The 25,810-nt window shown below is 56.5% G+C and carries 31 protein-coding genes; all 31 read right to left on the bottom strand.

What is annotated here, in order from left to right:
* Positions 1-29: 29 nt before the first annotated feature.
* The 31 genes from rplO to rplA all read right to left on the bottom strand — a co-directional run bounded on the left by rplO (position 30) and on the right by rplA (position 25,708).
* Entirely contained in the window at positions 30-527 is a 498-nt protein-coding gene (rplO, locus tag VMJ32_16250) for a 50S ribosomal protein L15 (protein HTQ40579.1), read from the bottom strand.
* On the bottom strand, positions 524-1,012 hold the full coding sequence (gene rpsE / locus VMJ32_16255) for a 30S ribosomal protein S5 (GenBank protein HTQ40580.1): 489 nt from the start codon (positions 1,010-1,012) through the stop codon (positions 524-526). The genes rplO and rpsE overlap by 4 nt, the downstream gene beginning before the upstream one ends.
* A gap of 87 nt (positions 1,013-1,099) precedes the next feature.
* Entirely contained in the window at positions 1,100-1,468 is a 369-nt protein-coding gene (gene rplR, locus VMJ32_16260; GenBank protein HTQ40581.1) for a 50S ribosomal protein L18, read from the bottom strand.
* A gap of 48 nt (positions 1,469-1,516) precedes the next feature.
* Entirely contained in the window at positions 1,517-2,062 is a 546-nt protein-coding gene (gene rplF, locus VMJ32_16265) for a 50S ribosomal protein L6 (GenBank protein HTQ40582.1), read from the bottom strand.
* A gap of 153 nt (positions 2,063-2,215) precedes the next feature.
* Positions 2,216-2,611, bottom strand: a complete 396-nt coding sequence (rpsH, locus tag VMJ32_16270; GenBank protein HTQ40583.1) for a 30S ribosomal protein S8 — start codon at positions 2,609-2,611, stop codon at positions 2,216-2,218.
* Between the two features lie 15 nt (positions 2,612-2,626).
* Entirely contained in the window at positions 2,627-2,812 is a 186-nt protein-coding gene (locus VMJ32_16275; GenBank protein HTQ40584.1) for a type Z 30S ribosomal protein S14, read from the bottom strand.
* Between the two features lie 71 nt (positions 2,813-2,883).
* On the bottom strand, positions 2,884-3,519 hold the full coding sequence (gene rplE, locus VMJ32_16280; GenBank protein HTQ40585.1) for a 50S ribosomal protein L5: 636 nt from the start codon (positions 3,517-3,519) through the stop codon (positions 2,884-2,886).
* Positions 3,520-3,619: 100 nt separating this feature from the next.
* Positions 3,620-3,973 carry a 50S ribosomal protein L24 gene (rplX, locus tag VMJ32_16285; protein HTQ40586.1) on the bottom strand — a complete coding sequence of 118 codons (354 nt, stop codon included), beginning with the start codon at positions 3,971-3,973 and terminating at the stop codon, positions 3,620-3,622.
* A gap of 105 nt (positions 3,974-4,078) precedes the next feature.
* A complete protein-coding gene (rplN, locus tag VMJ32_16290) occupies positions 4,079-4,447 on the bottom strand; it encodes a 50S ribosomal protein L14 (protein ID HTQ40587.1) in 369 nt (122 codons plus the stop codon).
* Positions 4,448-4,499: 52 nt separating this feature from the next.
* Positions 4,500-4,805, bottom strand: a complete 306-nt coding sequence (gene rpsQ / locus VMJ32_16295) for a 30S ribosomal protein S17 (GenBank protein ID HTQ40588.1) — start codon at positions 4,803-4,805, stop codon at positions 4,500-4,502.
* A 79-nt stretch (positions 4,806-4,884) separates the two neighbouring features.
* On the bottom strand, positions 4,885-5,094 hold the full coding sequence (gene rpmC / locus VMJ32_16300; GenBank protein ID HTQ40589.1) for a 50S ribosomal protein L29: 210 nt from the start codon (positions 5,092-5,094) through the stop codon (positions 4,885-4,887).
* 114 nt (positions 5,095-5,208) lie between these two features.
* Entirely contained in the window at positions 5,209-5,625 is a 417-nt protein-coding gene (rplP, locus tag VMJ32_16305) for a 50S ribosomal protein L16 (protein HTQ40590.1), read from the bottom strand.
* Positions 5,564-6,259: a 30S ribosomal protein S3 gene (gene rpsC / locus VMJ32_16310; protein ID HTQ40591.1), complete on the bottom strand. Its 696-nt coding sequence runs from the start codon at positions 6,257-6,259 to the stop codon at positions 5,564-5,566. Before rpsC ends, rplP begins: the two co-directional genes overlap by 62 nt.
* A 62-nt stretch (positions 6,260-6,321) precedes the next feature.
* A complete protein-coding gene (gene rplV / locus VMJ32_16315) occupies positions 6,322-6,648 on the bottom strand; it encodes a 50S ribosomal protein L22 (GenBank protein ID HTQ40592.1) in 327 nt (108 codons plus the stop codon).
* 6 nt (positions 6,649-6,654) lie between these two features.
* Positions 6,655-6,984: a 30S ribosomal protein S19 gene (gene rpsS, locus VMJ32_16320; GenBank protein HTQ40593.1), complete on the bottom strand. Its 330-nt coding sequence runs from the start codon at positions 6,982-6,984 to the stop codon at positions 6,655-6,657.
* A gap of 85 nt (positions 6,985-7,069) precedes the next feature.
* Positions 7,070-7,930 (bottom strand): 50S ribosomal protein L2, encoded by an 861-nt coding sequence (rplB, locus tag VMJ32_16325; GenBank protein ID HTQ40594.1) that lies wholly within the window; start codon positions 7,928-7,930, stop codon positions 7,070-7,072.
* Positions 7,931-8,017: 87 nt separating this feature from the next.
* Entirely contained in the window at positions 8,018-8,350 is a 333-nt protein-coding gene (gene rplW, locus VMJ32_16330) for a 50S ribosomal protein L23 (GenBank protein HTQ40595.1), read from the bottom strand.
* Entirely contained in the window at positions 8,347-9,066 is a 720-nt protein-coding gene (rplD, locus tag VMJ32_16335) for a 50S ribosomal protein L4 (protein HTQ40596.1), read from the bottom strand. Before rplD ends, rplW begins: the two co-directional genes overlap by 4 nt.
* An 18-nt stretch (positions 9,067-9,084) precedes the next feature.
* Positions 9,085-9,771, bottom strand: coding sequence for a 50S ribosomal protein L3 (gene rplC / locus VMJ32_16340; protein HTQ40597.1), 687 nt, complete (start codon positions 9,769-9,771; stop codon positions 9,085-9,087).
* 230 nt (positions 9,772-10,001) lie between these two features.
* Complete coding sequence (gene rpsJ, locus VMJ32_16345) at positions 10,002-10,331, bottom strand: 30S ribosomal protein S10 (GenBank protein ID HTQ40598.1); 330 nt, start codon at positions 10,329-10,331, stop codon at positions 10,002-10,004.
* Between the two features lie 268 nt (positions 10,332-10,599).
* Positions 10,600-12,690 (bottom strand): elongation factor G, encoded by a 2,091-nt coding sequence (gene fusA, locus VMJ32_16350; GenBank protein HTQ40599.1) that lies wholly within the window; start codon positions 12,688-12,690, stop codon positions 10,600-10,602.
* Positions 12,691-12,916: 226 nt separating this feature from the next.
* Complete coding sequence (gene rpsG / locus VMJ32_16355; protein ID HTQ40600.1) at positions 12,917-13,387, bottom strand: 30S ribosomal protein S7; 471 nt, start codon at positions 13,385-13,387, stop codon at positions 12,917-12,919.
* Positions 13,388-13,480: 93 nt separating this feature from the next.
* Positions 13,481-13,849 (bottom strand): 30S ribosomal protein S12, encoded by a 369-nt coding sequence (gene rpsL, locus VMJ32_16360; GenBank protein ID HTQ40601.1) that lies wholly within the window; start codon positions 13,847-13,849, stop codon positions 13,481-13,483.
* 481 nt (positions 13,850-14,330) lie between these two features.
* Positions 14,331-14,726: a hypothetical protein gene (locus VMJ32_16365; protein HTQ40602.1), complete on the bottom strand. Its 396-nt coding sequence runs from the start codon at positions 14,724-14,726 to the stop codon at positions 14,331-14,333.
* A 55-nt stretch (positions 14,727-14,781) separates the two neighbouring features.
* Positions 14,782-15,003, bottom strand: a complete 222-nt coding sequence (locus VMJ32_16370; protein HTQ40603.1) for a type II toxin-antitoxin system HicA family toxin — start codon at positions 15,001-15,003, stop codon at positions 14,782-14,784.
* Positions 15,000-15,206 (bottom strand): type II toxin-antitoxin system HicB family antitoxin, encoded by a 207-nt coding sequence (locus VMJ32_16375; protein HTQ40604.1) that lies wholly within the window; start codon positions 15,204-15,206, stop codon positions 15,000-15,002. Before VMJ32_16375 ends, VMJ32_16370 begins: the two co-directional genes overlap by 4 nt.
* Positions 15,207-15,302: 96 nt before the next feature.
* Entirely contained in the window at positions 15,303-19,691 is a 4,389-nt protein-coding gene (gene rpoC, locus VMJ32_16380) for a DNA-directed RNA polymerase subunit beta' (GenBank protein ID HTQ40605.1), read from the bottom strand.
* 97 nt (positions 19,692-19,788) lie between these two features.
* Entirely contained in the window at positions 19,789-23,502 is a 3,714-nt protein-coding gene (gene rpoB, locus VMJ32_16385; GenBank protein HTQ40606.1) for a DNA-directed RNA polymerase subunit beta, read from the bottom strand.
* Positions 23,503-23,816: 314 nt separating this feature from the next.
* Complete coding sequence (gene rplL / locus VMJ32_16390; GenBank protein ID HTQ40607.1) at positions 23,817-24,230, bottom strand: 50S ribosomal protein L7/L12; 414 nt, start codon at positions 24,228-24,230, stop codon at positions 23,817-23,819.
* A 151-nt stretch (positions 24,231-24,381) separates the two neighbouring features.
* On the bottom strand, positions 24,382-24,954 hold the full coding sequence (gene rplJ / locus VMJ32_16395) for a 50S ribosomal protein L10 (protein HTQ40608.1): 573 nt from the start codon (positions 24,952-24,954) through the stop codon (positions 24,382-24,384).
* Positions 24,955-25,024: 70 nt separating this feature from the next.
* Complete coding sequence (gene rplA / locus VMJ32_16400; protein HTQ40609.1) at positions 25,025-25,708, bottom strand: 50S ribosomal protein L1; 684 nt, start codon at positions 25,706-25,708, stop codon at positions 25,025-25,027.
* Positions 25,709-25,810: the final 102 nt, after the last annotated feature.

A 25,810-nucleotide genomic window follows, 5' to 3' on the forward strand; every position in this document is an offset into this window, starting at 1 on the left:
CATGTCTCAGCGGAAGTCAAACGGTGCTTTTACTGCGTCGAAGCGGACTTCTTCGTCTTTTTGCGAATCACTGGCTTAGGCCTCGTCAGCACAATCGCTTCGCCGCCGGCCGCTTTAATTTTTTCCTGGGCCGATGCGCTGAACTTGTGGGCCGTGACTTTCAATTTTTTCTTAATTTCGCCCTGGCCGAGTACTTTCAATTCGTCACAGGGACGCTTACACAAACCGGCTGCCCGGAGAGTTTCTAAATTGACTTCATCGCCCGATTTGAACGCTGCTTGCAATTCGTCCAGGTTTACAATGCCCACGCGTGGTCCCCACTGGTTGTGAAAACCGCGCTTGGGAATGCGACGAATCAGCGGCATGCGCGCCCCTTCGAAAATAACCGGCGCCGCCCAGCCGGCAAGCTGGCCTTGTCCCTTGTGGCCGCGGCCGGCGGTTTTGCCCCGGCCGGAGCCGATGCCGCGCCCCACGCGCAATCGCTTGGTGTGTTTGTGAATGCTGCGGTGTACGTCGCTAATGTTCATGGCAGGGTGACTCCGCGCAAGCGTTGCACTTCCACGGGAGTGCGTAATTTACTTAACGCATCCAGCGTGGCTTTGACCACGTTGATGGGATTGGTCGAGCCGTAGGTTTTCGTCAATACGTCGTGAATACCGGCCGCTTCGCAAACCGCACGCACCGCCGCGCCGGCGATGACGCCGGTACCGGGGCTGGCCGGCAGCAAAATGACATCCGAAGCGCCGAAGTGCCCCAGCACCGGATGTGCAATCGTGCTGCCTTCCAAGGGCACTTCCATCATGGCGCGCGAGCCGTCTTTAATGGCTTTTTCAACGGCGGGAGGAACTTCGTTGGCTTTGCCGTAGCCGCAGCCAACTTTGCCCCGGCCGTTGCCCACCACAACCATGCCGTTGAAGCTAAAGCGGCGACCGCCTTTGACCACGGCCGCACAACGCCGAATCCGAATCACTTTTTCGACCAATTCGCCGGAACGGGAAGTATCGTTGGACATGTGTTCTCGGTGTCTGAGGGTCTGGTGTCTGGTTTGGTCCCCGTAATCCCTAGGCACCCGGACACCCAGGCACCTAGAAACTTGCATTCAAAAACTCAATCCTGCTTTGCGTGCCGATTCGGCCAAGGCGGCGACGCGGCCATGATACTTGGCGCCGCCCCGGTCGAAGCACACTTGCTTAATTCCCGCCGCAATGGCCCGTTCCGCAATCACGCGGCCAATAGCTTCGGCGGCCGCCTTGTTGCCGCCGTATTTGACTTGCCCTTGCAGGGCTTTTTCTGTCGTGGCCGCCGAGGCTAACGTGCTGCCCTTGGTATCGTCGATGACTTGCGCGTAGGTGTGCTTCAAACTTCGAACGACGCACAGGCGAGGTCGATCTTTCGTGCCGCGAATGTGTTTCCGCACGCGCCACAAGCGCCGCTTCCGCTGCAGGCCAATTTGTTTTTCGTGATTCATAACATCACCGGATTGATTGCTTTGTCACCGCAAACCGCTTACTGTTTACTATTTCGTAACCGCCTTGCCCGCCTTGCGCCGCACTTGTTCGCCGTCATAACGAATGCCCTTGCCCTTGTACGGTTCCGGCTTGCGCACCGCCCGCACTTCGGCGGCAAATTGCCCCAAGGCCTGCTTGTCGACCCCTTTAATGACGATGTGCGTTTGGTCCGGGCAAGTGACGGTTAAGCCGGTGGGAATTGGCAAATTCACTTCGTTGGCAAATCCCACGCGAAGTTGCAACTGATTTTTTTGCACCGTAGCCAAGTAACCCACCCCGACAATTTCCAGCTTTTTTTCGTAGCCTTTGGTGACACCCTCGACCATGTTCCGCAGCAAAGCCCGAGTGAGGCCATGCACGGCTTTGGCCTGATGGCCGTCGTTTTTGCGGCTCACCACCAGCCGCTTGGCCGCATCGTCAAATTTGACGTCGACCAGCGGCAAAAACGACTGCTTGAGTTTGCCCAATGGCCCTTCCACGGCGACTTCGCCTGCGCTGACGGCGACTTTCACCTTATCGGGCACGGGCACGGGAATTTTTCCAATACGGGACATGATTTAGGGAGCGACTAGCAATTAGCAATTAGCGATTAGCCGGAGAGGCGCCCGCTCGATTGTTTATCACTACATCGCAATTCTTATTCGGTTTTTTTAATAGTTTGTCGTTCGTTTTGCTAATTGCTAATCGCTAGCTGCTAGTCGCTTGATTTACCACAATTCGCATAACACTTCACCGCCGAGTTTCCGTTGCCGGGCTTCTCGATCGCTGACCACGCCGCGGCTGGTGCTAATGATCGAAATGCCCAGTCCGCTGAGCACCGGTTTCAGCTTGGCGGCGCCGGAATAAATTCGCCGGCCGGGTTTGCTGACGCGCTTCATGTGCCGGATCACGCGCTCTCCGTTGGGTCCATATTTCAATTCAATGCGCAACTGATTGGCCGGCTGCGTCTCGACTTCCTTCCAGTCCCAAATGTAACCTTCGCGCTTCAGCACCTCGGCCACGCCCCGCTTCACTTTGGAAGTGGGCATATCGACCGTGAGGCGCTCCACGCGGATGGCGTTACGGATGCGGGTAAGCATATCGGCAATGGGGTCGGTCATCATACGTGGGGGGTCCTGTTACCAGCTTGCCTTTCTCACGCCGGGAATCATGCCTTGATCGGCCAGCTTCCGGAAACAAATCCGGCACAGGCCGAACTTCCGATACACCGCCCGGGGACGGCCGCACAACTGGCAGCGCCGCCGTAGCTTGGTGGAAAACTTGGGCTTCTGTTTCGCTTTTGCGATTTTGGAAGTGCTTGCCATGTGCGTAGCCGTTGGTCAGTGGTCCGTGGTGAGTTATTTTTAGTGACGCTTGTTTGCAATCCGCGAGTACTTCACGCCGCGCCTTTTTTGTCCTTGGTGGCCTTTTCTTCAACTTTGAACGGGAAGCCCAACGCCCGCAACAACTCGCGAGATTCGTCATTGCGGTGGCCGGAAATCACGATGGTTACGTTCATGCCCTGCACGCGCGTAAATTTGTCGGGATTGAGCTCGGGGAACACCAACTGTTCCGACAAGCCCAAACTGTAATTGCCTTGGCCGTCGAACGAGTTCGGATCCAGGCCGCGAAAGTCGCGCACCCGGGGCAAGGCCAGCGACACGAGCCGGTCCAAAAATTCGTACATCCGCGCGCCCCGCAGCGTTACTTTGCAGCCAATTTGCAGTCCTTCACGCAGTTTGAAACCCGAAATTGCCTTGCGGGCCTTGGTGACCAACGGCTTTTGACCGGTGATTTGCGTCATGGCGGCCACAGCGTCTTCCAAGTTCTTTTTTTCCGCGACAGCGCTTCCCACGCCCATGTTCACCACAATTTTTTTCAACCGTGGCAGCGACATGGGATTTTTGCGGCCCAATTTGCCACCCAGCCCCGGCAGCACTTCCTTTTCGTACTTTTCCAATAGGCGCGGCGTGGGAGGCGGCCCACTGGGAGCGGTTTCCTCGGCGGCCGCTTTTTTATCTTTCTTGGCCATGGCAGTGGTCGACAAAACTCGTGAATGAACCTGTAAATTTCCGATATGAATTGATCGCGATCGTCGGGCAATCAGCGATGAAATTGTTTTTGTTTTTTGGTTATTTCCGTTTCTTTCCGCTTTCTTTCCGAATGGCGCTAATGGCTCCCAGCGAGGCCCCGCTCCGCTTGGAATAACGTTCGCGGCTACCGTCTTTCGCCACACGCACGCCCACGCGGGTGGGTTTGTCGGTATTCGGGTCGACGAGCATCACGTTGGAAATATCGACCGGCATTTCCTTCGACAGCCGGCCTCCTTGCGGATTCTTTTGGCTGCGCTTCATGTGCTTGTAAACCCGATTCACCCCTTCGATCGTTATTTTGCCCAGTTTGGGCGAGACCAGCAGCACTTTGCCGCGCACGCCCCGTTCTTCGCCGGCGATGACTTGTACGATATCGTCTTGTCGGATGTGCATGGCAGTTCAACTGGGTCTAAAAGTCCAAGAGTCTAAAAATCCAAGAGTCGATAGGTCACCCTTTTTTGCTTTTTTGACTCTTCGACTTTTAGACCCTTTCAGTCCTTACACCACTTCGCTGGCTAAGCTTACAATCTTCATGAAATTCCGATCGCGCAACTCTCGGGCCACGGCGCCGAAAATGCGCGTGCCCCGGGGATTTTTTTCCGCATCGATCAGCACCACGGCGTTGCTGTCGAACTTCACGTAACTGCCGTCGGTGCGACGAGTCGGCCTTTTGCAACGCACCACCACGCCTTGCACCACCGCTTTTTTCTTGATTTCGCTGCCGGCGATCACGCTTTTCACGCTGCAGACCACTACATCGCCCAGCCCGGCATAGCGCCGTCGACTGCCGCCAAGCACCTTGAAGCACATGACTTCGCGGGCGCCGGTGTTATCGGCGACGTTCAGCCTGGTTTGCATTTGGATCATGGTTACTATCGCATCTTCCATAAGCCCCAGAGTGGCAAACCCTGGGCATGTTTCACTTGATTCCTGCTTCTTCATCCATTTTGGCCGCTGCTCGCATGGCCGCCAAATCAACCGCCTGGCTCTTGGCCACCACCCGCACCAGTTCCCAACGCTTCAGTCGCGATTTTGGCGGGCACTCGCGAATTTCCACCGTGTCGCCCTCGTGCGATTCGTTGTTTTCGTCATGCACGTGGCACACGGTTTTGCGATGCAAAATTTTGCCGTACTTGGCGTGACGCACCAGACGAGGAATTTCCACGCGCCGCGTCTTCGCCGCTTTATCTTTTACTACGACGCCAATTTCTAATCGCTTGGGCATAAACCTTGTTTCGCCAGCTTGAATTGTTATGGATCTCATTTTCAGGCCGAAGCCGGCCCGCGTGTTCGGTGTCGTTGAACTACGATTTTTGCTTGGTGGCCCGAGTCCGCTCGTTGAGGATGGTTTGGCACCGGGCGATCAGCCGCCGGTGTTTTTTCAATTCGGTGGGCGCATCCAACTTTTCAGTCTGGGCCTGAATGCGCAGCCGGAACAAATTCTCGGAAGCTTCCTTCCAAGTCAGGTGAATCTGTTCGTCGCTCATGTCGCGAAGTTCTTTGGCTTTGGCCATGGGTAGTGTCTGGTAGTCTGGTTTCTAAGTGTCTGGCGCCTTGGGTGTTTACTTTGGTCGTTATCTTTCAGATACCCAGGGTACAAAACACCCAGACACCTGACAACTAATTCCTCACATTGCCCGACGCTTCAAAAATCGAACCTTAACCGGCATTTTGTGGGCCAGCCGGGCAAAGCACATCCGGGCTGCTTCCTCCGACAATCCGCCCACTTCGTACAAAATGGTGCCCGGCTTCACCACCGCTGCCCAAAATTCCGGTTCGCCCTTGCCTTTGCCCATGCGGGTTTCCAAGGGAATGCTGGTGACCGATTTGTGCGGAAACACGCGTACGTACAACCGTCCTTCGTTGCGCATGTACTGCTGCGCAGCGACACGACCGGCCTCGATGGTTTGCGCACTGAGCCAACCCCCTTGGGCCGCTTGCAAAGCGTATTCGCCGAAACTCACGCGGTTGCCCCGCGTGGCTTCACCTTTTATACGCCCTCTTTGGCTTTTTCGGAACTTGACCCTCTTGGGCATCATCGCCATGAACTTGGTCCTCGTACATTCCTTGGTTAATCCACACTTGCACACCGATGTGGCCTTGCGGCGTTTTAGCTTCGGTGAAGCCGTAATCAATTTTCGCACGCAACGTCGACAGCGGCATGCTGCCGGCAATGGCCTTTTCGCGGCGGGCCATTTCAGCGCCGCCCAACCGACCGGCCAACTGCACTTTGATTCCCTTGGCGCCGGCTTCCATCGAAGTGTCAATCGCCCGTTTCATCGTGCGACGGAAGCTGGCCCGCTTGGCTAATTGCTCGGAAATATCTTCGGCCACCAACTGTGCGAAAATTTCCGGACGGGTAATTTCCTCGATTTTGATGTTCACGCGGCGGCCGATCAGGTTTTGTAATTCTTCCTGCAGCTTTTCCACTTCCTGCCCTTTGCGGCCGATAATCACACCCGGCCGCGCCGTGTGCAACACAATTTTGACTTCGTCCCGGGTCCGTTCAATTTCCACCTTCGGTATGGCGGCGAAATTGTATTTTTCCTTGACAAACTTACGAACTTTGAAATCTTCCAACAGCAGGTCGCGAAATTCCTGCTTGGAGGCGTACCAGCGGCTTTTCCAGCCTTCCATAATGCCGGTGCGAAACGCAACAGGATTAACTTTTTGACCCATGATGTTTTAGCAGCGGGCCGCAGGCAGCGGGCCGAAGACGGTACGAAGTTATTGGTTGCTGGTTATTCCAATTCCACCGAAATGTGCGCCATTCGCTTGCGAATCATAAACGCCATGCCGCGCGCCCGGGGACGAATGCGCTTGAACATCGGCCCCCCATCGATGCGGCAATCTTTCACGACCAAACTGCCGACATTGCTGGCCCGCTGATCTTCCGCATTACCCAGTGCGCTTTTAATCACCTTCTCCAACATTCGGGCTCCGCGATGCGGCATGTACTTCAAAATGTCCAAAGCATCGTCGGCAAACTTGCCCCGCACCAAATTCGCCAAAGGGCGCACCTTGCGGGCACTGATGCGGGCAAATCGGTAGGTGGCTTTGTATCCCATGCTGCTTTAGCCTTTCCCCACCGGCGCGACGGCAGGCGCTCCGCCGGCTGCTGCTGCGGCCTCGGCTTCCTTCTTGATCCGGCCGCCGTGGCCGCGGAACGTCCGCGTGGGAGAAAATTCTCCGAGTCGATGCCCGACCATGTCTTCGGTAATAAACACCTTCACGTGCAACTTGCCGTTGTGAACCATGAACGTGTGGCCCACGAACTCTGGCACAATGGTGCAAGCCCGGGCCCAGGTTTTGATGGGCTCCTTTTTGTTCACCGAGTCCATCATCTCCACCTTGCGGAAGACGTTGGGATCGACAAACGGCCCTTTCTTTTTGGAGCGTCCCATAATTTATTTTGTTGCTAAACCGCCAGCGGATAGATTGCTTCCATAAACCGCATACCGCATACCGCGTACTGCCTACGAATACTTCTTACAATGGAATTTTGATTTGACCGTATCGCCGCGAACGCCGCCGGCGAATGAGCGCGGAATTGGAAGGCTTACGCCGCTTGCGAGTGCCGCCCCCCTTGGCGCTTTTGCCCGTGGGACTAACCGGATGCCGGCCTCCCTTGGTGCGGCCTTCGCCACCGCCGTGGGGATGATCGATGGGGTTCATGGCCGTGCCGCGCACAAACGGCCGCCAGCCTTTCCAGCGGTTACGTCCAGCCTTGCCAATTTGAATGTTCATGTGGTCGGCGTTGCCAATGGCGCCAATCGTCGCCCGACCCGCAGACGGCACCCGGCGAATTTCGCCGCTGGGCAGCGTAATTTGCGCCCAATCCGCCTCGCGGGCCATCAGCACGGCGCTGGACCCGGCCGAGCGGCACAAACGCGCCCCGCGGCCCGGCTGCAGCTCAATGTTGTGAATCGACAACCCCAGCGGAATGTTTCGCATCGGCAGGCAATTGCCGACTTTGGGCGGAGCGTCGGGCCCGTTCATAATATCCTGGCCCACTTGCAAACCATCGGGCGCCAGGATGAATCGTTTTTCGCCATCGACAAAATGCAGCAGGGCAATGCGGGCGCTGCGATTGGGGTCGTATTGAATGGAATGCACCTTGGCGGGCACGCCGTCTTTTTCGCGCCGGAAATCAATCAGTCGGTAGCGCCGTTTGTGGCCGCCGCCACGATGCCGGGCGGTAATCAAACCCTGATTGTTGCGTCCGCCATGCTGCTTTTTCGGGATGCTGAGCGCGCGGGGCAGCATAGCGCCCGGCGTGAGTTCAGCAAAATCGCTGACGGTGGCGCCGCGGCGGCCAGGCGAAGTCGGTTTGTAACGGCGAATGCCCATGTGCTAGTGGTCGGTGATCGTTGTCAGTGGTCAGTTAGTCCCCGGCCTCTGGCCGGGAGTCGTTATCAAACTAGCGCGGTTATTTTACTAAAAGAAATTAATTCGGTGTTCGGGGTCCAACTTCACAATCGCCTTTTTCCAATCTTGGGTGCGGCCGCTGCGAAAACGCGCCCGCCGTGGCTTTCCCTTACGGTTTTGAATGTGCACGCGCAACACTTTCACGTTGAATAATTCTTCCACCGCCTTCCGCACCTCGGCTTTGGTGGCCAGCTTGTTCACTTCAAAAGCGTAGGCGTTATAACGGCTGGAGCGGTGCATCCCTTTTTCCGTCACCAGCGGGCGCACAATAATTTGGTGCGACGCCAGTAGCCCGCGATTTTGCAGCCAAGCTGCTTCCGGTGATGTGGCTTCAGCGGTCATGGCGATTTCTTCCTGGGTCGCTTGGCCGCGCCCGGCTTATCCGAGGACGGCTTCCCCTTGGCTTCGGCCGATTTTTCGGCGGACGATTTTCCGGCCTGCTCTTTAATCCATTCCAGCGCTGCTTTGGTGAACAGCAATCGCTGGGGCCGCAACACCGTCAGGGCGTTTAATTCCGCCACCGGCGACAAACTGACGCCGGCGATATTACGAACCGATTTGTACAAGTTGGCGTCATATGCGGTGGTGGCCACCAGCAGGCTTTTATGTTCGTGGCACTTCAACGCTTTCAAAATGGCCGCCATGTCGCGGGTTTTGGGAGCGCTGAATTTCAAATCGTCGATCAGGGTGATTTGATCGTCCCGAATTTTCGCCGCCACGGCCATCCGCGTGGCCAATTGCAACGCCTTGCGTGGCATGCGGTAGCCGAAATCGCGCGGCTTTTTGGCAAAAATGTGGCCGCCGCCACGACGAATACCGCTCCGCCGCGAACCGGCCCGGGCGTTGCCGGTCCCTTTTTGGCGATACATTTTCTTCGTCGAGCCCGCCACCAAAGCCCGACTTTTCGTGGCGAATGTGCCTTGCCGCAGGTTGGCTTCGTACATCACAACGGCATCGTGCAACAATTGCTTGTTGATGCGCGGAGCCAGATCGGTCGGCTCGATTTCCACCGAGCCCACGCTGGCCCCCTTCGCATCGTAGATGGTTAGCTTTGGCATAATGTCGCCGTTAAAATTTCACAGCTTGTTCGTTTGGCGTACCATGACAAAACCGCCATTCGGGCCCGGCACGGCGCCGCGCACCAGCAGCAAATTGTTTTCTTTGTCGACGCGCACCACTTTCAAATTGCGGCTGGTTTGGCGGACGTTTCCCATCTGGCCGGCCATCTTTTTGCCTTTGAACGTGCGGCCTGGAAAAGTGTTGCCGCTGGTGCCCCCAATATGGCGATGCACTTTTTTCACGCCGTGGGTGGCACGTTGCCCTTTGAAGTTGTGCCGCTTCATCGCGCCTTGAAAGCCCTTGCCTTTGCTTGTGGCGGTGACGTCGACGGCAGCCACCTTCTCAAAAATCTCCACCGTCAGCTTTTGACCTACGGCCAACTCGTCCGACGTCCCGCGAAATTCCCGCACAAAACGTTGCGGTTCGCAATCGGCCTTGGGCGGCAGTTCCACGCCAGCTTTCGCTCTGGCCTTGGAACGAGCGCTGTCTAACTTGGCCACGTGGCCGCGTCGGCTGCGAATGGCCAAACGCCGCGGCATATCAGAGAAGCCGATTTGCACCGCCTCATAACCATCGCGGTCGGCAGTGCGTAATTGGAGCACGGGGCAAGGGCCGGCCTCGATGACCGTTACCGGGATTGCCGTCCCAGCTTCGTCAAACACTTGTGTCATCCCGACCTTGCGGCCGAGTAATCCGATGGCCATCGTAATATCCCCGTGCGTTGTTCATTGGGTTTGCCGTAGACAAGCGGTCCGCTAAGTGTGGACTCACCGGTCAGGCGTACGACCCGCACCCGGCATTTCGCCGAGTTGCAGCCAGATCGCCGCCGACCTCGCTGCGCATTACCCACTGAACTTCCGTAGCATGCAGGTTTTTCTCAAGTACCTAAGTGATGTTTCGCAACGACAATTCTGCCGCTGCCAATCTTTAACCGTTATCTGCTGCTGCTGGCTTTGATTTTAATATCCACGCCAGCGGGCAAACTTAACTTGTTCAAGGCTTCAATCGTTTTTGCCGTCGCCTGCACAATGTCGATCACCCGCTTGTGCGTGCGAATTTCGTATTGCTGCCGGGCCTTCTTGTCGATATGCGGACTAGACAGCACCGTATAGCGTTCAATTCGCGTGGGCAACGGAATGGGGCCATGCACCTCGGAATTGGTACGCTTGGCGGTATCGACAATTTCCGCCGCGCTTTGATCCAACACCGTATGGTCGTATGCCTCCATCCGGATGCGAATAATTTCGTGCGAATGACCGGCCACGCTGCTGCTCCCGCCGGATTTTTCATCCGGTGTATCAAGCTAACTTCTGCTTCCAACACTTCCCGTCATACCCCTGTCCATGGGGCAAGCCCTCCAACATAGAACATCAGCAAAAACGGGTCAATGGGGTGTTAGGCGAGATTTTGGTGTTGGTGCCTTGTGTCTGGTGATCTGGGTGTCTTTGGGTTGGTGCCTGGTTTTTGGGAATAGACCCCAGATGACCAGACCACCAGTCCACCATGCACAAGACTACCAGACCCCTGGGTGCCTAAATAAACCCTTCCTGCACTTCCGGCGGGGCAGGGCCGTATTTTAACGGTTCCATCGAAAAACTCGCCCGGCCTTGGCTTAAGCTGCGAACTGCCGCTGAATAACCGAACATGGCCGACAGCGGCGCTTCGGCTTCCAGTACCGTCGCCCCGCCGCGGTTTTCCGTGCTGCTAATAATTGCCCGCCGCTGCTGCAAATCGTTGATGACGTCCCCCAAGTGTTCTTCTGGAGTGGTCACTTCCACCCGCATGATCGGTTCCAGCACGGTTACGCCCGCGGCTTGCAGCACTTTGGTAAAGGCGTCGGCAGCCGCAATCCGCAGCGCCACTTCACCGGGCAACGGCTCGGGCAACGGCGTTTGTAGCAACTCCAGCGAACAACTCCACAGCGGACAGCCTTTCAGTCCGCCCCCCTCGGCCGCCTCTTTCAGCGCCGCCAGCACTAACTGGATAAGATTTTGCTTGGCGCTGTCTTCGGTGAACCAATTTGTAAAAACGCGCGCCGGCTCATCCTTATGCAGCGGCGTCACGCGGACCTTCACTTCGGCGAACAACGTTTGTCCGCCAATTTGCCGATTGCACTTGCCCAATGCTTCCGCCGTCGCGTTCACGGTTTCTTTGTAACTGACCCGCGGCTTGTGTACGCGCACATTCAAATTGAAATCGCGCTGCAGCCGATGTTGAATTACTTCCAGGTGCAATTCGCCCATGCCGCTGATCAGTGTTTGGCCGGTTTCCTCGTTTTCGTGGGCGCGGAAGGTGGGATCTTGCCGCTTGAGCATTTCCAGCACTTCGCCCAGTTTTTTGCGATCAGCCGTGCTTTCCGGTTCCACGGCGGCTGAAATCACGGTCTCGGGAAATTGAATCGTTTCCAGGAGCAGCGGTGCTTTCGGATCGCACAGCGTATCGCCGGTGATTGACTGCCGCGGCCCGATCGCTCCCACGATGTCGCCGGCCTGCACGCTGTCAATTTGCTCTTCGCGTTTCGTAGCATGAATGATCCACAACTGCGACACGTTTTCCTTGAAGTTTTTTCCCGAATTCAGTACCCGGCTGTTTTGTTTGAGCGACCCGGAATAAACGCGAATCCAGTACATGTCGCCCGTTTTGGCCGGCAACACTTTGAACACCAGGCCGCAAAATGGCTCATCCGGCGAAGGTTTCCGCCGCTCGATTTTTTCGCCCCCATCTTTACCCGATTCCACAGCCCGGCCTTCCACCGGCGGCACATCCAGCGGACTGGGCAAATAATATTGCACCGCATCAAGTACCGGCTGCACGCCGATGCCGTGCAAAGCCGAGCCACACAACACCGGCTGCACTTGCAAACTTACCGTAGCTTTGCGCAACACTTGGCGGATGAGCTCCGGCGGAATCGGCTCTTCTTGCAGGGCCAATTCCATCAACTCGTTGCTGTAGTCGTACAGCTTTTCCAACATGGCGGTGCGCCACTCTTCAGCCCGAGGGCGTAGATCGTCGGGAATTTCTGCCGCGGTTTGCTCTCGGCTTTGCCGGTCGCCGCCGAAGGTGAGCAACTTCATTTCGATAAGGTCGATAATGCCGCGAAACGGGTGTTTCACATGCGGCGGGCCTTGGCCAACGGGAATTTGAATCGCCACCGGATGGGCCGCCAACCGCTTGGAAATCTCGGTGTAAACCGCCTCAAAATCAGCCCCTTCGCGATCCAATTTATTGATGAACGCCACCCGCGGCACTTTGTACTTGTCGGCCTGCCGCCACACTGTTTCGCTCTGGGCCTCGACCCCTTCCCGGGCGCTGAACACCACCACTGCGCCGTCCAGCACCCGCAAGCAGCGCTCCACCTCGGCGGTGAAATCGACGTGCCCTGGCGTGTCCAGCAAATTGACCGTCACATCCTTCCACGGAAACGTGACGCAGGCGGCGTAAATGGTGATGCCCCGTTCTTGCTCCTCGGGGTCGCTGTCGGTGTCGGTCGTGCCTTTGTCGACTTCCCCCACCCGGTGCTTGGCGCCGGACAGAAACAGCATCCGCTCGGTGACGGTGGTCTTGCCGGCATCGATGTGGGCAATAATGCCGATATTGCGAAGTTTATGCAGATCACGTTGCATGGAAATTCAAACTCAAAAAACCGCAGAGACACAGAGGCACAGAGAAGAAACAATGCAGTAACGGAACTTAGGATTTGGGAGGTAACCACTTGTGCCAGACAAACTCATCATGCGTTCTAAATCCTGAATGGATTCTCCTCTCCGCGTCTCTGCGGTTGATGTTTGTGCGCATAAAAAAGGCCGCACTGCCGGGGGAGGCAGTGGCGGCCATTGTACGATTGGACATTTACCAGGCGAAGTGGGCGAAGGCCTTGTTGGCATCGGCCATACGGTGGACGTTTTCGCGCTTGGTCATGGCGGCCCCTTCCCGGTTGAAGGCGGCCAGCAGCTCATCGGCCAATTTTTCGTGCGTGGCCCGGCCTTTTTTCTCGCGGACCGATTCCAAAATCCAGCGGATGCCCAGCGATTCCTGCCGCTTGCGGCTCACTTGCATCGGCACTTGATAGGCCGCCCCGCCGACGCGCTTGGAGCGCACTTCGATGCTGGGCTTCACGTTTTCCAACGCCTGCTTGAACACTTCGATGGGCTCTTTGTCGGGCATTTTTTCCTTGACGATATCGAGCGCCCGATAGAACACCCCTTGGGCCGTGCTTTTTTTGCCGTCGTGCATCAGGCAATTGATGAACTTGCTGGCCATCACGTCGCCGAAGCGCGGATCGGGCTTGAGTGTCGTGCCGCTGGCAGTAATTCTTCCCATGTTTCAGTGGTCAGTGGTCAGTGGTCAGTTACGGCCAATGAATTTGCGGCGTGATCTGTTCTGACCACTGACCACTGATCACCGGCCACTCGCTTAGCCCTTTTTCGCTCCGTACAAACTGCGGCTTCCCTTGCGGCCTTCCACGCCCAAGCAATCCAACGTGCCTCGGATGATGTGATAGCGCACGCCAGGCAGATCGCGCACACGGCCGCCGCGAATCAGCACAATCGAGTGCTCCTGCAGCGTGTGGCCTTCGCCCGGAATGTACACGGTCACTTCTTTGCCGTTGCTCAATCGCACGCGGGCAATTTTCCGCAGTGCCGAGTTCGGCTTTTTGGGCGTCATCGTTTTCACAATGAGGCACACGCCCCGCTTTTGCGGACATTTATCCAACACGGGCGACTTGCTGAACTTCCGCTTCGGCCGGCGGCGGCTTTTTACAAGTTGACTGATCGTCGGCATACAAGTTCCCTTTCCCGCGAGGGAGAGGGCTACGGTGTGGATGAACGGCGTGTGAATTGGAATCCATCAGGATACCCGATTCAGGCCGGGTGTCAATTGCAGGCGGGAAATACAGTTATGAATCAGTCTAATCCTGTGAATTTCCGGTTTTTCTGCTTTTGGGCGGCAATTACAGGAAGGCTATCATCGCAAAGAACGCAAAGCCAAATCCATCCCCAGGGAAGGGTTGTCGCCTCAAGGCCAACGATCCATAAGTCAGAGATTTTACTCGATTTATCGGTCCATCTTGGATTGCAAAACAACAACGCGCCGAAATGCGATCCGTAGTTAAGCACTAGAGACTGCGCGGCATCGACTGCCTCGAAGCACGTCATAATTACAATACCCTTAACATATCCCATTAAGAAAAGGTACGGCCGAAGCGCGGCACCTTATTTTCGGGAGATCGGTACCGTCTCCCTTTGTCGCTGCACAACATGGGTTACTGTGTGGACTTAGAAGACTGGACAAGGCCTGCCAAGAACGGGCGGGCACTGCATGCTAACCGTTCTTCCAGCCGCCGCGTGCAATCGCAGTTTTCGCAAGCCCAGGGCTCCGTGCCGTTTTCGTCGCGACAGTTAGCCCGCAAATGGGCGTCCTGCACTTTCACCAGATCGAAATACTGCTCCCAGTACGGCCGTTCTTCTTGCAGCGGGGTAGGGCAGTAGCATACTTCGACCCAACGCGCAGTGCCGTCGGGAAATTGCCGCGCCTCGTGCATGTTGCGCAGATATTCCGTTTCCGCAACGGAACCTTTTCCCAAAGTTCCGTTTTCGACGGCGTCCAACAACGCCTGCTGGCAGCCCGGTTTGAGCCGAGCGCGGACAAGATAACGCATGATCAGGTTTCTCCGTTTCTCCTGATCATACTATACCGTTTGACTCAGAAGAGGCTTACAGGAGTGCTTGAAATTCATCGACCGACATTCCGATTTGACGAATGATTGCTCTTAGGGTGCCTGAATCCAATTCCCGATGGTCTGGCACGACGGTCTGCGCAAACGGCTGATCGCGACGCATGACGATGTGACTGCCTTTTTGCCGCTTCACGTAGAAGCCGGCTTTCTTCAATGCTGCCATTGCCTCGGAGCCGGAAATCCGTGGCAGCTTGGTCATACCGCCACCAGCAAAGCCTCGAATTTGTCTTCAGGAACCGCAAGACTATCATCTTTGAGAGCTTCGATGTAGACATCGATTGCTTCGCGGATATTAGCGATGGTTTCCTCACGAGTTTTGCCTTGCGAAACGCAACCGGGCAAACTCGGACACTCCGCCACCCAATATCCATCTTCGCCGGGATAAATAACGACCTGTCGCATGGCCGCACCCTTTGCATAACAGACTGACTGAAATCATCCGCTAGTGCTATTCTACCACGGATAACAGAGCCGGTGAGGCGCTATTTCGGACCAGGTTTATTCCGACGATTCGGCGTTGTCGCCATTGCCGCCGTCGCCCAGCAAAGCATCGAGCCCACTGGGAACAGATTCGGAGGGTGCTTCGGCGGTGGCGGTTGCCGTGGCGCCGCCGCTGGTTTGGGCGGCCGAACCATTGGTATCTTCGGCGGTTTCCAGCAGCGGGAAGGCGCGCGTGAGCACTTGCTCCTTTTGCGCGGCCAACGCTTCCAACGCCTCGCGCCGGATGCGAACGTCCGATTCCTGGAACGTTTTGAATCCCGTGCCCGCCGGAATTAAGTGACCAAGAATCACATTCTCCTTCAGTCCGACCAGTCGATCGATCTTGCCGGCCAAGGCCGCTTCGGTCAGCACCTTGGTGGTTTCCTGGAAGCTGGCCGCCGAAATAAAGCTGCTCGATTGCACCGCCGCTTTGGTAATGCCCAACAGTTGCGTGCTGGCGGTGGCACTTTTGGGCTTGGTGCCCTTGGCGGGCGCGCCGCCCAAGCCTTCGGTCTGACTATTGGCCGCTTCCAGCGCGTCCTTGGGCACAATCGTGCCGGCTTCAAACTCGCTGTCTCCCTTTTCGGTAATCTTCAAGCAGCCCGACAAATTCTGGTTCACTTTGCGGAACTCGAATTTGTCCATTACGCTGCCCGGCAGCAGCCCGGTATCGCCCACGCTTTCAATGCGCACCTTGCGGAGCATTTGTGAGACGATAATTTCGATGTGCTTGTCGTCAATATCGACGCGCTGGCTGCGATACACGTTCTGAATTTCGCGCGTCAAGTATTGCTGTACGGCTTCTTCACCGGAGATGCGCAAAATGTCGTGCGGCACCAGCGGACCGTCCACCAGCGCCTCGCCGGCCCGCACAAAGTCGCTGGAGTGGACTCGCAAGTGCTTTCCGTGGCTGACCAAATGCTCCCGTTCGATGCCGCTTTCGCTGCGGACAATAATCGTCCTCTTGCCGCGGCGCTTTTCCCCTAAAATTTCCACGGTGCCGTCGATCTCGGCAATCACCGCCGGATCTTTCGGTTTCCGGGCTTCAAAAATTTCCGTCACGCGGGGCAAACCGCCGGTGATGTCTTGCGTGCCCGATACTTCTCGCGGCGTTTTTGCCAGCAGCGTGCCGGCCGATGCCGCTTGGCCTTCGTTCACTTCGATGTACGCCTTTTCGGGCAAGTAGTAGAAGTCCAAGATCTTCCCTGCCTCGTCTTCCAGCACCACCTGCGGGTGCAAATCGCCCTTGTGCTCCATCACCATGCGGCGAACGTGGCCGCTGGGGTCTTTTTCGATCCGCATGGTTTCGCCTTCGATGACATCTTCGTAGCGCACCTTGCCGGTCACTTCCGCCAAAATGGGAATGCTGTGCGGGTCCCATTCGCACAGTACTTGGCCGGGCTTCACTTCCGCATTTTCCTCGACGCGCAAATTGGCGCCGGCGGGAATTTCGTACTTTTCTAATTCCCGGCCTTTAGGATCCAAAATGACCAATTCGCCGTTGCGGGTCAGCACCACCTGTTCGCCGGATTCGGTGCGCACCACTTTCAGCCGCACGAATTGCACCGTGCCCGCCTTCTTGGCTTTATAATCTTTCTCTTCGATGGCCCGTTGACCCACGCCGCCAATGTGGAACGTACGCATGGTTAACTGCGTGCCAGGTTCTCCGATCGACTGAGCGGCAATAATGCCCACGGCCATGCCTTCTTCCACCATCGAACCGGTGGATAAATCCATGCCGTAGCACAACCGGCACACGCCCAGCGAGGCATCGCAGGTGAGCGGGCTGCGCACCTGAATGCGCTCCAGTCCTAACTGCTCGATCCGCCGCGCTACGGTCGGCGTAATCAATTCGTTTTCCTTCACGACAATTTCGTCGGTGATCGGATTGACGATGTTCTGGCGGCTTACGCGGCCTCGAATGGAATCAGCCAGGCTCACTTCCACTTTCTCGCCGCGGTAAATTACCCCCTTGGTAATGCCTTGCGTGGTGCCGCAATCTTGCGTCGTAATGACCACGTTTTGCGCCACGTCGGCCAGTTTTCGGGTCAGATAGCCGGAATCCGCCGTCTTCAACGCCGTATCGGCCAAGCCTTTGCGGGCCCCGTGCGTGGAGCTGAAGTATTCCAACACGGTTAGCCCTTCGCGGAAGTTGGCTTTGATGGGCGTTTCGATGATCTTGCCCGAAGGCTTGGCCATCAAACCGCGCATGCCGGCCAACTGGCGAATTTGCTCCACGCCGCCGCGGGCGCCGGAGTGCGCCATCAAGTAAATGGGATTCACGTAACCCGGCCGGCGGAAGTCGCTTTCCAGGGCCTCCATCATTTCCGTGGTGATGCGTTCCCGGGCATGAGTCCACACGTCCAGCACCTGGTTGTAGCGTTCCCCTTCAGTAATGATGCCGCGTTGATACAGTTTGTTGCGCTTCTGCACTTCACGTTCCGCCTCGCCGATAATCCGCGATTTCATCGCCGGCGTAATCAAATCGTCGGTGCCGAATGACAAACCGCTGCGGGTGCTTTCGCGGAAGCCCAGCATATTCAGGTCGTCCAGCAAATCAATCGTGGCACGCCGGCCCAACATTTGGTAGCAATCGGAAATCACCTTCGCCAAATCGCTGGAACGCAGCGGATGGTTGTAAAACGGCATCCCGGTCGGCAAAATAGTGTTGAAGCGCACCCGGCCCACGGTGGTATCGATAATCGCGCCGGCCTTGGCTTGCGTATCCGCGTCGGTCTTCAAACGTCGGTGCGGCGGCAGTTTCACCTTGATCCGCGCATGGGTGTCGATTTTTCCCAGCGACCACGCCAACTGCACTTCTTCTATCGACGAAAACACCATCCCCTGCCCCTTGCGGTCGGGCAGCGACACGCTCAGGTAATAGCAACCCATCACCACGTCCTGCGACGGGCTGATAATCGGATTGCCGTTGGCCGGGCTGAAAATGTTGTGCACCGACATCATCAGCGTGTGCGCTTCCACCTGCGCTTCAATCGAAAGCGGCAAGTGCACCGCCATTTGGTCGCCGTCGAAGTCGGCGTTAAAGCCCTTGCACACCAGCGGATGTAACTTAATGGCGTTGCCTTCCACCAGCACCGGCTCAAAGGCTTGAATGCCCATGCGGTGCAGTGTCGGCGCGCGATTCAACAACACCGGATGATTGCGGATCACTTCTTCCAAAATGTCCCAGACTTCCGCGTCCTTGCGCTCCAGCATCTTTTTGGCCGACTTGATCGTATCGGCGTGGCCCAACTCTTTAAGCCGTCGAATGATGAACGGCTGGAACAGTTCGAGGGCAATCTTCTTCGGCAGACCGCATTGATGCAGCCGCAAGTTCGGACCCACCACGATCACGCTGCGGGCCGAATAATCCACGCGCTTGCCCAGCAGGTTTTCGCGGAACCGGCCTTGCTTGCCCTTGATCATGTCGGTCAGCGATTTCAGCGGCCGATTGCTGCTGCCCAACACGGGGCGCTTGCAGCGGTTGTTATCGAACAGCGCGTCCACCGATTGTTGCAGCATCCGCTTTTCATTACGGATAATCACTTCCGGCGCGTTCAAATCGACCAACTTTTTCAACCGGTTGTTGCGGTTGATAATGCGGCGATACAGGTCGTTCAAATCGCTCGTGGCGAAGTTGCCGCTGTCCAAGAGCACCAGCGGCCGCAAATCGGGCGGAATGACCGGAATCACGTCCAGCACCATCCACTCCGGCTTGTTGTCCGAATCGCGGATGCTTTCCACAATTTTCAGCCGGTTGATCAGATCCTTTTTCTTTTGCTTGGAGTTCGTGGTGTTCAGCTCTTCGCGCAATTGCTTGGAGAGCGCCACCAAATCCATGTTGAGCAGCAGCTTGCGGGCCGCTTCGGCCCCCATTTCCGCATCGAAGGTTCCTTCGCCATATTGCTCGCGGGCCTGGCGATATTCTTCCTCGGTGAGCAATTGCTGTTTTTTTAGCGGCGTATCTTTCGGATCGGTGACCACGTAATCCTGAAAGTAAATCACCTTTTCCAGGCTCGTAGTTTTCATGTCCAGCAAGTTGCCCAAGCGGCTGGGCATGGCCTTGAAGAACCAAATGTGCACGACGGGCGCGGCCAGCTCAATATGTCCCATCCGCTTGCGTCGCACGCGGCTGTGAGTGACTTTGACGCCGCAGCGATCGCAGATCATGCCTTTGTATTTCATGCCGCGGTATTTGCCGCAGGCGCATTCCCAATCTTTTTCCGGTCCGAAAATGCGCTCGCAGAACAACCCGTCGCGTTCCGGCCGATAAGTGCGGTAATTAATGGTTTCCGGCTTTTTCACTTCGCCGAACGACCAACTGCGAATGTCGTGCGGCCGGGCCAGAGAAATTTTCACCGCCGAGTAATCGTTAATCCGGTCGTAAGAGGTTTCGCCAATGCTCACAGAAATCCTCCTTATAAAAAACTAGGCGCTTTCGCGTTTATCATTAAGTTCGTGATCTGTCGAAATGTGACTGCCGGTTTCAATTATGCCGATTCGGTCAAATCCGGCGTTTTTCCAATTGCATGTTCAGAGCCAGGCCGCGGATTTCGTTCGTCAGCACGTCGAAGCTGGCCGGGGTGCCGGCTTCCAACGTGTTTTCGCCCTTGACCATGGCCTCGTAAATTTTGGTGCGGCCTTCCACGTCGTCGCTCTTTACGGTGAGCAACTCCTGCAAAATGTAAGCGGCGCCGTACGCTTCCAAGGCCCACACTTCCATTTCGCCGAATCGCTGTCCGCCGAACCGCGCCTTGCCCCCCAACGGCTGCTGCGTAATGAGCGAATACGGGCCCGTGCTGCGGGCATGCACCTTGTCGTCCACCAAATGATGCAGCTTGAGCATGTAGATGTAGCCCACGGTGGTTTCCTGCTCCATGGGCTCGCCGGTGCGGCCATCGAACAGTTGTGCTTTGCCGTGCCTGGGCAGACCGGCTTTATCCAAGGCGGCGTTAATTTCTTCCTCGCTGGCGCCGTCGAACACCGGCGTGACAGCTCGAAAGCCCAGCGCCGCCGCCGCCCAGCCCAAGTGGGTTTCCAAAATTTGGCCCACGTTCATACGGCTGGGAACGCCCAGTGGATTGAGCAGAATTTGCACCGGCGTGCCGTCGGCCAAAAAGGGCATGTCTTCCTTGGGCAAAATTTTGGAGACCACGCCCTTGTTGCCATGTCGGCCGGCCATTTTATCGCCCACCGAAATCACGCGCTTGGCGGCAATGTACACTTTGACCATTTGCAGCACGCCGCTGCGCAGTTCGTCGCCGCGCTTCATGCTGTTCAGCTTGCGATCACGGTCATCGATGGCCGCTTCCACTGCCGGCCACAGCGTTTTGTAAGCCTTTTCCACATCGGCCCGACGTTCCGGACTGCGAATGTCGATTGCATCCAGTTTGAAATTCGCCGCCTGCTCGGCCACGAATTTATGCTCCTGGTCGCGCACCAAAGGCGCGCCTTCCGCGTCGGTCAACGTTTTGTGGAGAATCGATTCAATTTCGCCGATCATCGCGCCAAACGCTTCGGCAATTTTGGCGTTGCCTTCGGTTTCGGCCGTTTTTAAATCTTTCTCGAATTTCTTGCGGTCGTCCTCGGACAAACTCATCCGGCGTGAGAATTTTTCCGTGTGGATGACAATGCCTTCTACGCCCGATGGCACTTCCAGCGAATCGTTCTTCACGTCTTCGCCCGCCCGGCCAAAAATCGCGTGCAGCAGTTTTTCCTCAGGCGTCAGCTCGGTTTTACTCTTCGGCGAAACCTTGCCCACTAAAATGTCGCCCGGCTGCACGTAAGTACCCACCCGCACGATGCCCGTCTCGTCTAAATTACGCAGTGCCTTTTCGCTGACGTTGGGAATGTCGCGCGTGAATTCCTCGCGGCCCAGCTTGGTTTCGCGAATTTCAATGTCGAACTCTTCGATGTGAATCGACGTGTACACGTCGTTCTGCACCAGCTCTTCGCTGATGATAATGGCATCCTCAAAGTTGAATCCGTCCCACGCCATGAAGCCGACCAGCACGTTGCGACCCAGCGACAGCTCGCCGTGGTAGGTCGCGGCCCCGTCGGCAATAACAGTTCCTTTTTCCACCTTATCACCCACGCCGACGACCGGCCGCTGGTTCTGGCAGGTCCGCTCGTTCAATCCTTTGAACTTGGTCAGTGGAATTTCCTCGTTGTTGATCACCACTTTGTCGGCGTCGACATACGTGACGGTTCCCTTCTTGGGCGACCGCAGCAGCATGCTGGAGTTGATCGCCACGTCGACTTCCATGCCCGTGCCCACCAGCGGCGGTTCCGTAACCAACAGCGGCACCGCCTGCCGTTGCATGTTGGAACCCATCAGCGCGCGGTTGGCGTCGTCGTGTTCCAAGAAAGGAATCAGGCCCGCCGAAACACCCACCATTTGGCTCGGCGCCACGTCGATGTAGTCAACCTTGTCGACCGGCACCAATTCAAAGTCGGACCGGTAACGCGCAATAATGTTTTCGCCCGACAAATGGCCGTTCACCACCGGCGCATCGGCCGGAGCCAAGTACGCGTCCATTTCCTGATCTGCCCGTAACCACTCCACCTGATCGGTCAACTTGCCTTTATTGATTTTGCGGTAGGGCGTAACCAAAAAGCCGTATTCATCCACAGCCGCGTAAATTCCCAGGCTGGAAATCAAGCCGATGTTTGTGCCTTCAGGCGTTTCAATGGGACAAATGCGCCCATAGTGCGAAATGTGCACGTCGCGCACTTCAAACCCGGCCCGTTTACGGTTCAAGCCGCCGGGACCCAATGCCGAAAGCCGCCGCTCGTGCGTGAGCATCGACAGCGGATTGGTTTGATCCACCACTTGCGACAACTCGCCGCGGCCAAAAAAGTATTCAATCGCCGCCGAAATGCTCTTGGGATTGATCAGCGTGCGCGGGGTCATGTCTTCCACTTCTTTCAAGCTCATCCGCTCCTGCACGGTGCGACGCAGCTTGAGAAAGCCCTTGCGCAATTCGTCAGAAGCCAACTCGTCGATGGTCCGCAAACGGCGATTGCCCAAGTGGTCAATGTCGTCCACCTCGTAACCTTCGCCGCCCCCTTCATTCAGCTTGATGACGTATTTAATGGCGCTGATTAAATCCTCCGGTCGCAGCGTCATTTCGCTTTCCGGTACATTCAACCGCAGCTTGCGGTTAATGCGGAATCGCCCGACACGCCCCAAACGGTAACGGTTGGTGTCGTAAAACTTCTCGTGAAACAGCGCTTTGGCCTTTTCCAACTGCGCCGGATTGCCAGGCCGCAGCCGCTGGTAAATCCGCAATAGCGCTTCCTCGTGGCTGCCGGTCGTGTCTTCTTCCAGGCTGTTAAGAATGAGCGGGATTTTCACGTCCGCCATCACTTCCACGCTCGACAAGCCCGAAGTGCAAATGGTTTCGGCCAAATTCTTCGTGATTTTGTGCCCCGCTTCCACGATGATTTCGCCGGCGCGTTCGCTGCTGGCCGGGTACACAATGTCGGTGACGGCAATTTTGCCCTCGATTTTTCCCACGCTCCGGCCGTCGACCACTTTTTCCATGTGCGATTCGTAAAACGTCCGCAACAAGTCGGCGTCTTGGCCATATTTGGGATCCATCGCCCGCAACAGCATCATCGCCGAGAACTTGCCGCTTTGGTCGATGCGCACTTGCAGCGTGTCCTTTTTCGACACGTTCAGCTCAATCCAACTGCCGCGCTCCGGAATGATGCGGGCGCTGAATATTTTCCGTTCGCCGGTGTCAGTTTCGGTGACAAAATCCACGCCGGGACTGCGGTGCAATTGGCTGACCACCACGCGCTCGGCGCCGTTGATAATGAACTCGCCGCCGCCCAGCATGATGGGAATATCGCCCAGGTACACTTCTTCTTCGATCGGCTCGGCCTTCGTCAGTCGCAGCCACACGCGGAACGGCCGCCCGTAAGTCAGCCGCAACTGCCGGCACTCGTGCGGTTCATACCGCGGCTTGCCCAACTCGTAGCGAATGTATTCCAGCTTCAGATTTTTATCGTAGCTTTCGATCGGGAAAATCTCGCGCAGCACCGATTCAATGCCCTGGTCCTTGCGTTTGTTGCTGGGCACGTCGTACTGCAGAAAATTTTCGTAGCTGCGGGTTTGGATTTGCGTCAAATCGGGAATCGCAAACAGCTCGCGGCCGCTGCCAAACTTGCGAATTTCTTGCGGGGTAATACGTCGTTGAGCCGAAGTCGCCATAGGACAAATCGCTCCTGAAAAAATCGTGGCCGCCGCAATGTGAATTCGTTGCCGCGGTCGAATGAGGCAAAATTACCAGCGCGCGAGCCGCAACCAGCGCCGCGCCACAGCGTCAATGCAAGGGATTGCCAATGCAATTGCCTGAATCAATCCATTAAGAGATGGCCCGCCAGCTTGACCGCCTATCGCGTGTCATACCAGCCAAGACCAACTGAGCGAGCTAAAGTTGACCCGATCCACCGTCGATGCCGACTGTCTGACACTGGCCGCCAAAAAATTGACGCCCATCGCAGGCTGCCGGTTCCGGGCATCCGTTACTTGACCGACACTTTCGCGCCGGCTTCCTCCAATTCCTTCTTTGCCTTCTCCGCATCTTCTTTGGAAACGCCTTCCTTCACCTTGCTGGGGGCGCCCTCCACCAAATCTTTGGCTTCTTTCAAGCCCAGGTTAGTCAGTGCCCGGATGACCTTAATGACGCCGATTTTCTTGGCGGCGTCAAAGCCTTCCAGGACCACGTCGAATTCGGTTTTGGCTTCCGCCGCCGGAGCGGCTGCGGCGCCGCCTGGGGCGGCCATCATCACGGCTCCGCCGGCAGCCGCTTTGATGCCGTGCACGTCTTCTAAGTAATCGCTCAGTTCCTTAGCTTGTTTCAAGGTCAGGGCGACAATCTTGTCCCCCAGTTCTTTCGTTTTTCCGGTAAACTCACGCGTTGCTTCAGCAGTGGCCATGGCTACAAACTTCCTTTCTAGTCGTGTAAAAAACTGTTTATCGATTCGCGGCTCGCCGGAACCGCTGGATTTCAAAATTTCCGATCGAGTATCTAAATTTGATCTTCGCTACATTTGATCTTCTCTGTGTCTCCGCGTCTGTGCGGTGAAATTAACCTGCCGCAGGTGTTTCCGCTGCCGGAGCCGCTTCGCCGCCGCCGGCCTTCTCCAAATTCTCCGCATGGGTTTTCACTTGATTGACCAGTGTCCCGCCGGCCCCCTTGAGTTGTCCGGCAAGCCGCGCGCCCGGCCCCAGAATCTGTCCCACCAGCATCGATAATTGCTCAGTGCGCGAGGGCCACTTGCTGACTTCTTTGATTTGTGCCGGCGTTAGCTTGCCGCCGTCCATGGTCCCGCCGCGAGTGGCGAACCCTTCGAACTCTTTCGCTTCGGAAAGTTTGACGATTTCTTTGGTCAGAGACACGAAATCATCCGCGCCCCACACAATGGCCAGCGTCCCTTCCACGCCTTCAAACGCCGGCGCCAGCGGAGTGCCCTCGGTCGCCCGCCGGGCCATGCTGTTTTTGATGACTTCCAGTTTGATGTTTTTTTTGCGCAACTCGCCACGCAGCTTCGTCGTGCGAATGGCATCCAGCCCCACGACATTGACCAACAGCGCGTCATTCACGCCGGTTAGTTGATTTCGCAAATCGCGAGTCAGCAAGTCTTTGACAAATTTACTCATGGCTTCAAGTTTCGTGTATTTAGCTCCCGGTCATTGACCGGGGGCTAACTGAATGACTTAAACTTCCTTCTTACGCGGCGATTTTTAATCCCGGCGTCATCGCGCCGCTGACGGTAATGCTTTTCACGTACACGCCTTTAACGCTGTGCGGCTTCATGTGCAAAATTTGGTCGATGAAAGCGCGGATGTTTTCGGCCAGCTTCTTTTCATCGAAGCTCAACTTGCCCACCACCGCATGAACAATGCCCGTTGGGTCGTTGCGGAACTCCACCTTGCCCGCCTTGTATTCCTTCACGGTTTTGCCAATGTCCGGAGTCACCGTGCCGGCCCGCGGCGACGGCATCAACCCCTTGGGGCCCAACGCTTTACCGAGCGGACCGACCAAACCCATCATGTCCGGCGCGGCAATACAGGCTTCGAAATCGGTCCAACCGCCCTTAATTTTGGCGGCTAAGTCTTCGGCGCCCACTTCGTCGGCGCCGGCGGCTTTGGCTTCCTCGGCTTTATCTCCCTTGGCGAACACCACTACTTTTTTCGATTTGCCGATGCCGTGCGGTAGCACGATCGAGCCGCGCACCAACTGATCGGCCTGTTTCGGATCGATGCCCAAACGTATGGAAAGTTCCACCGTTTGATCGAACTTTCGCGGCGGAAATTGCTTGAGAATTTTCACCGCTTCATCCACCGACATGGCAGCTTCCGATTTCGGCAGCTTCTCCATCATCGTTTTCATGCGCTTCGCAACTTTGACCATCGTGTTCACCAACTGAGATTTGCGTGTCACCAACTGTGTTTTAAGTTTTTTGCTTGATTCTGCTACTAAACCGCAAGCGGTTTGCCGACCCGTGTCCAATCC

Source organism: Pirellulales bacterium, from assembly GCA_035499655.1.
In the GTDB taxonomy this organism is placed as follows: Bacteria; Planctomycetota; Planctomycetia; order Pirellulales; family JADZDJ01; genus DATJYL01.

Coding starts and splice junctions, on each gene's coding strand:
- rplO (HTQ40579.1), bottom strand. CDS start 527: ATGAACATTAGCGACGTACACCGCAGCATTCACAAACACACCAAGCGA.
- rpsE (HTQ40580.1), bottom strand. CDS start 1,012: ATGTCCAACGATACTTCCCGTTCCGGCGAATTGGTCGAAAAAGTGATT.
- rplR (HTQ40581.1), bottom strand. CDS start 1,468: ATGAATCACGAAAAACAAATTGGCCTGCAGCGGAAGCGGCGCTTGTGG.
- rplF (HTQ40582.1), bottom strand. CDS start 2,062: ATGTCCCGTATTGGAAAAATTCCCGTGCCCGTGCCCGATAAGGTGAAA.
- rpsH (HTQ40583.1), bottom strand. CDS start 2,611: ATGATGACCGACCCCATTGCCGATATGCTTACCCGCATCCGTAACGCC.
- VMJ32_16275 (HTQ40584.1), bottom strand. CDS start 2,812: ATGGCAAGCACTTCCAAAATCGCAAAAGCGAAACAGAAGCCCAAGTTT.
- rplE (HTQ40585.1), bottom strand. CDS start 3,519: ATGGCCAAGAAAGATAAAAAAGCGGCCGCCGAGGAAACCGCTCCCAGT.
- rplX (HTQ40586.1), bottom strand. CDS start 3,973: ATGCACATCCGACAAGACGATATCGTACAAGTCATCGCCGGCGAAGAA.
- rplN (HTQ40587.1), bottom strand. CDS start 4,447: ATGATCCAAATGCAAACCAGGCTGAACGTCGCCGATAACACCGGCGCC.
- rpsQ (HTQ40588.1), bottom strand. CDS start 4,805: ATGCCCAAGCGATTAGAAATTGGCGTCGTAGTAAAAGATAAAGCGGCG.
- rpmC (HTQ40589.1), bottom strand. CDS start 5,094: ATGGCCAAAGCCAAAGAACTTCGCGACATGAGCGACGAACAGATTCAC.
- rplP (HTQ40590.1), bottom strand. CDS start 5,625: ATGGCGATGATGCCCAAGAGGGTCAAGTTCCGAAAAAGCCAAAGAGGG.
- rpsC (HTQ40591.1), bottom strand. CDS start 6,259: ATGGGTCAAAAAGTTAATCCTGTTGCGTTTCGCACCGGCATTATGGAA.
- rplV (HTQ40592.1), bottom strand. CDS start 6,648: ATGGGATACAAAGCCACCTACCGATTTGCCCGCATCAGTGCCCGCAAG.
- rpsS (HTQ40593.1), bottom strand. CDS start 6,984: ATGGGACGCTCCAAAAAGAAAGGGCCGTTTGTCGATCCCAACGTCTTC.
- rplB (HTQ40594.1), bottom strand. CDS start 7,930: ATGGGCATTCGCCGTTACAAACCGACTTCGCCTGGCCGCCGCGGCGCC.
- rplW (HTQ40595.1), bottom strand. CDS start 8,350: ATGACCGCTGAAGCCACATCACCGGAAGCAGCTTGGCTGCAAAATCGC.
- rplD (HTQ40596.1), bottom strand. CDS start 9,066: ATGCCAAAGCTAACCATCTACGATGCGAAGGGGGCCAGCGTGGGCTCG.
- rplC (HTQ40597.1), bottom strand. CDS start 9,771: ATGGCCATCGGATTACTCGGCCGCAAGGTCGGGATGACACAAGTGTTT.
- fusA (HTQ40599.1), bottom strand. CDS start 12,690: ATGCAACGTGATCTGCATAAACTTCGCAATATCGGCATTATTGCCCAC.
- rpsG (HTQ40600.1), bottom strand. CDS start 13,387: ATGGGAAGAATTACTGCCAGCGGCACGACACTCAAGCCCGATCCGCGC.
- rpsL (HTQ40601.1), bottom strand. CDS start 13,849: ATGCCGACGATCAGTCAACTTGTAAAAAGCCGCCGCCGGCCGAAGCGG.
- VMJ32_16365 (HTQ40602.1), bottom strand. CDS start 14,726: ATGCGTTATCTTGTCCGCGCTCGGCTCAAACCGGGCTGCCAGCAGGCG.
- VMJ32_16370 (HTQ40603.1), bottom strand. CDS start 15,003: ATGACCAAGCTGCCACGGATTTCCGGCTCCGAGGCAATGGCAGCATTG.
- VMJ32_16375 (HTQ40604.1), bottom strand. CDS start 15,206: ATGCGACAGGTCGTTATTTATCCCGGCGAAGATGGATATTGGGTGGCG.
- rpoB (HTQ40606.1), bottom strand. CDS start 23,502: ATGGCGACTTCGGCTCAACGACGTATTACCCCGCAAGAAATTCGCAAG.
- rplL (HTQ40607.1), bottom strand. CDS start 24,230: ATGGCCACTGCTGAAGCAACGCGTGAGTTTACCGGAAAAACGAAAGAA.
- rplJ (HTQ40608.1), bottom strand. CDS start 24,954: ATGAGTAAATTTGTCAAAGACTTGCTGACTCGCGATTTGCGAAATCAA.
- rplA (HTQ40609.1), bottom strand. CDS start 25,708: ATGGTCAAAGTTGCGAAGCGCATGAAAACGATGATGGAGAAGCTGCCG.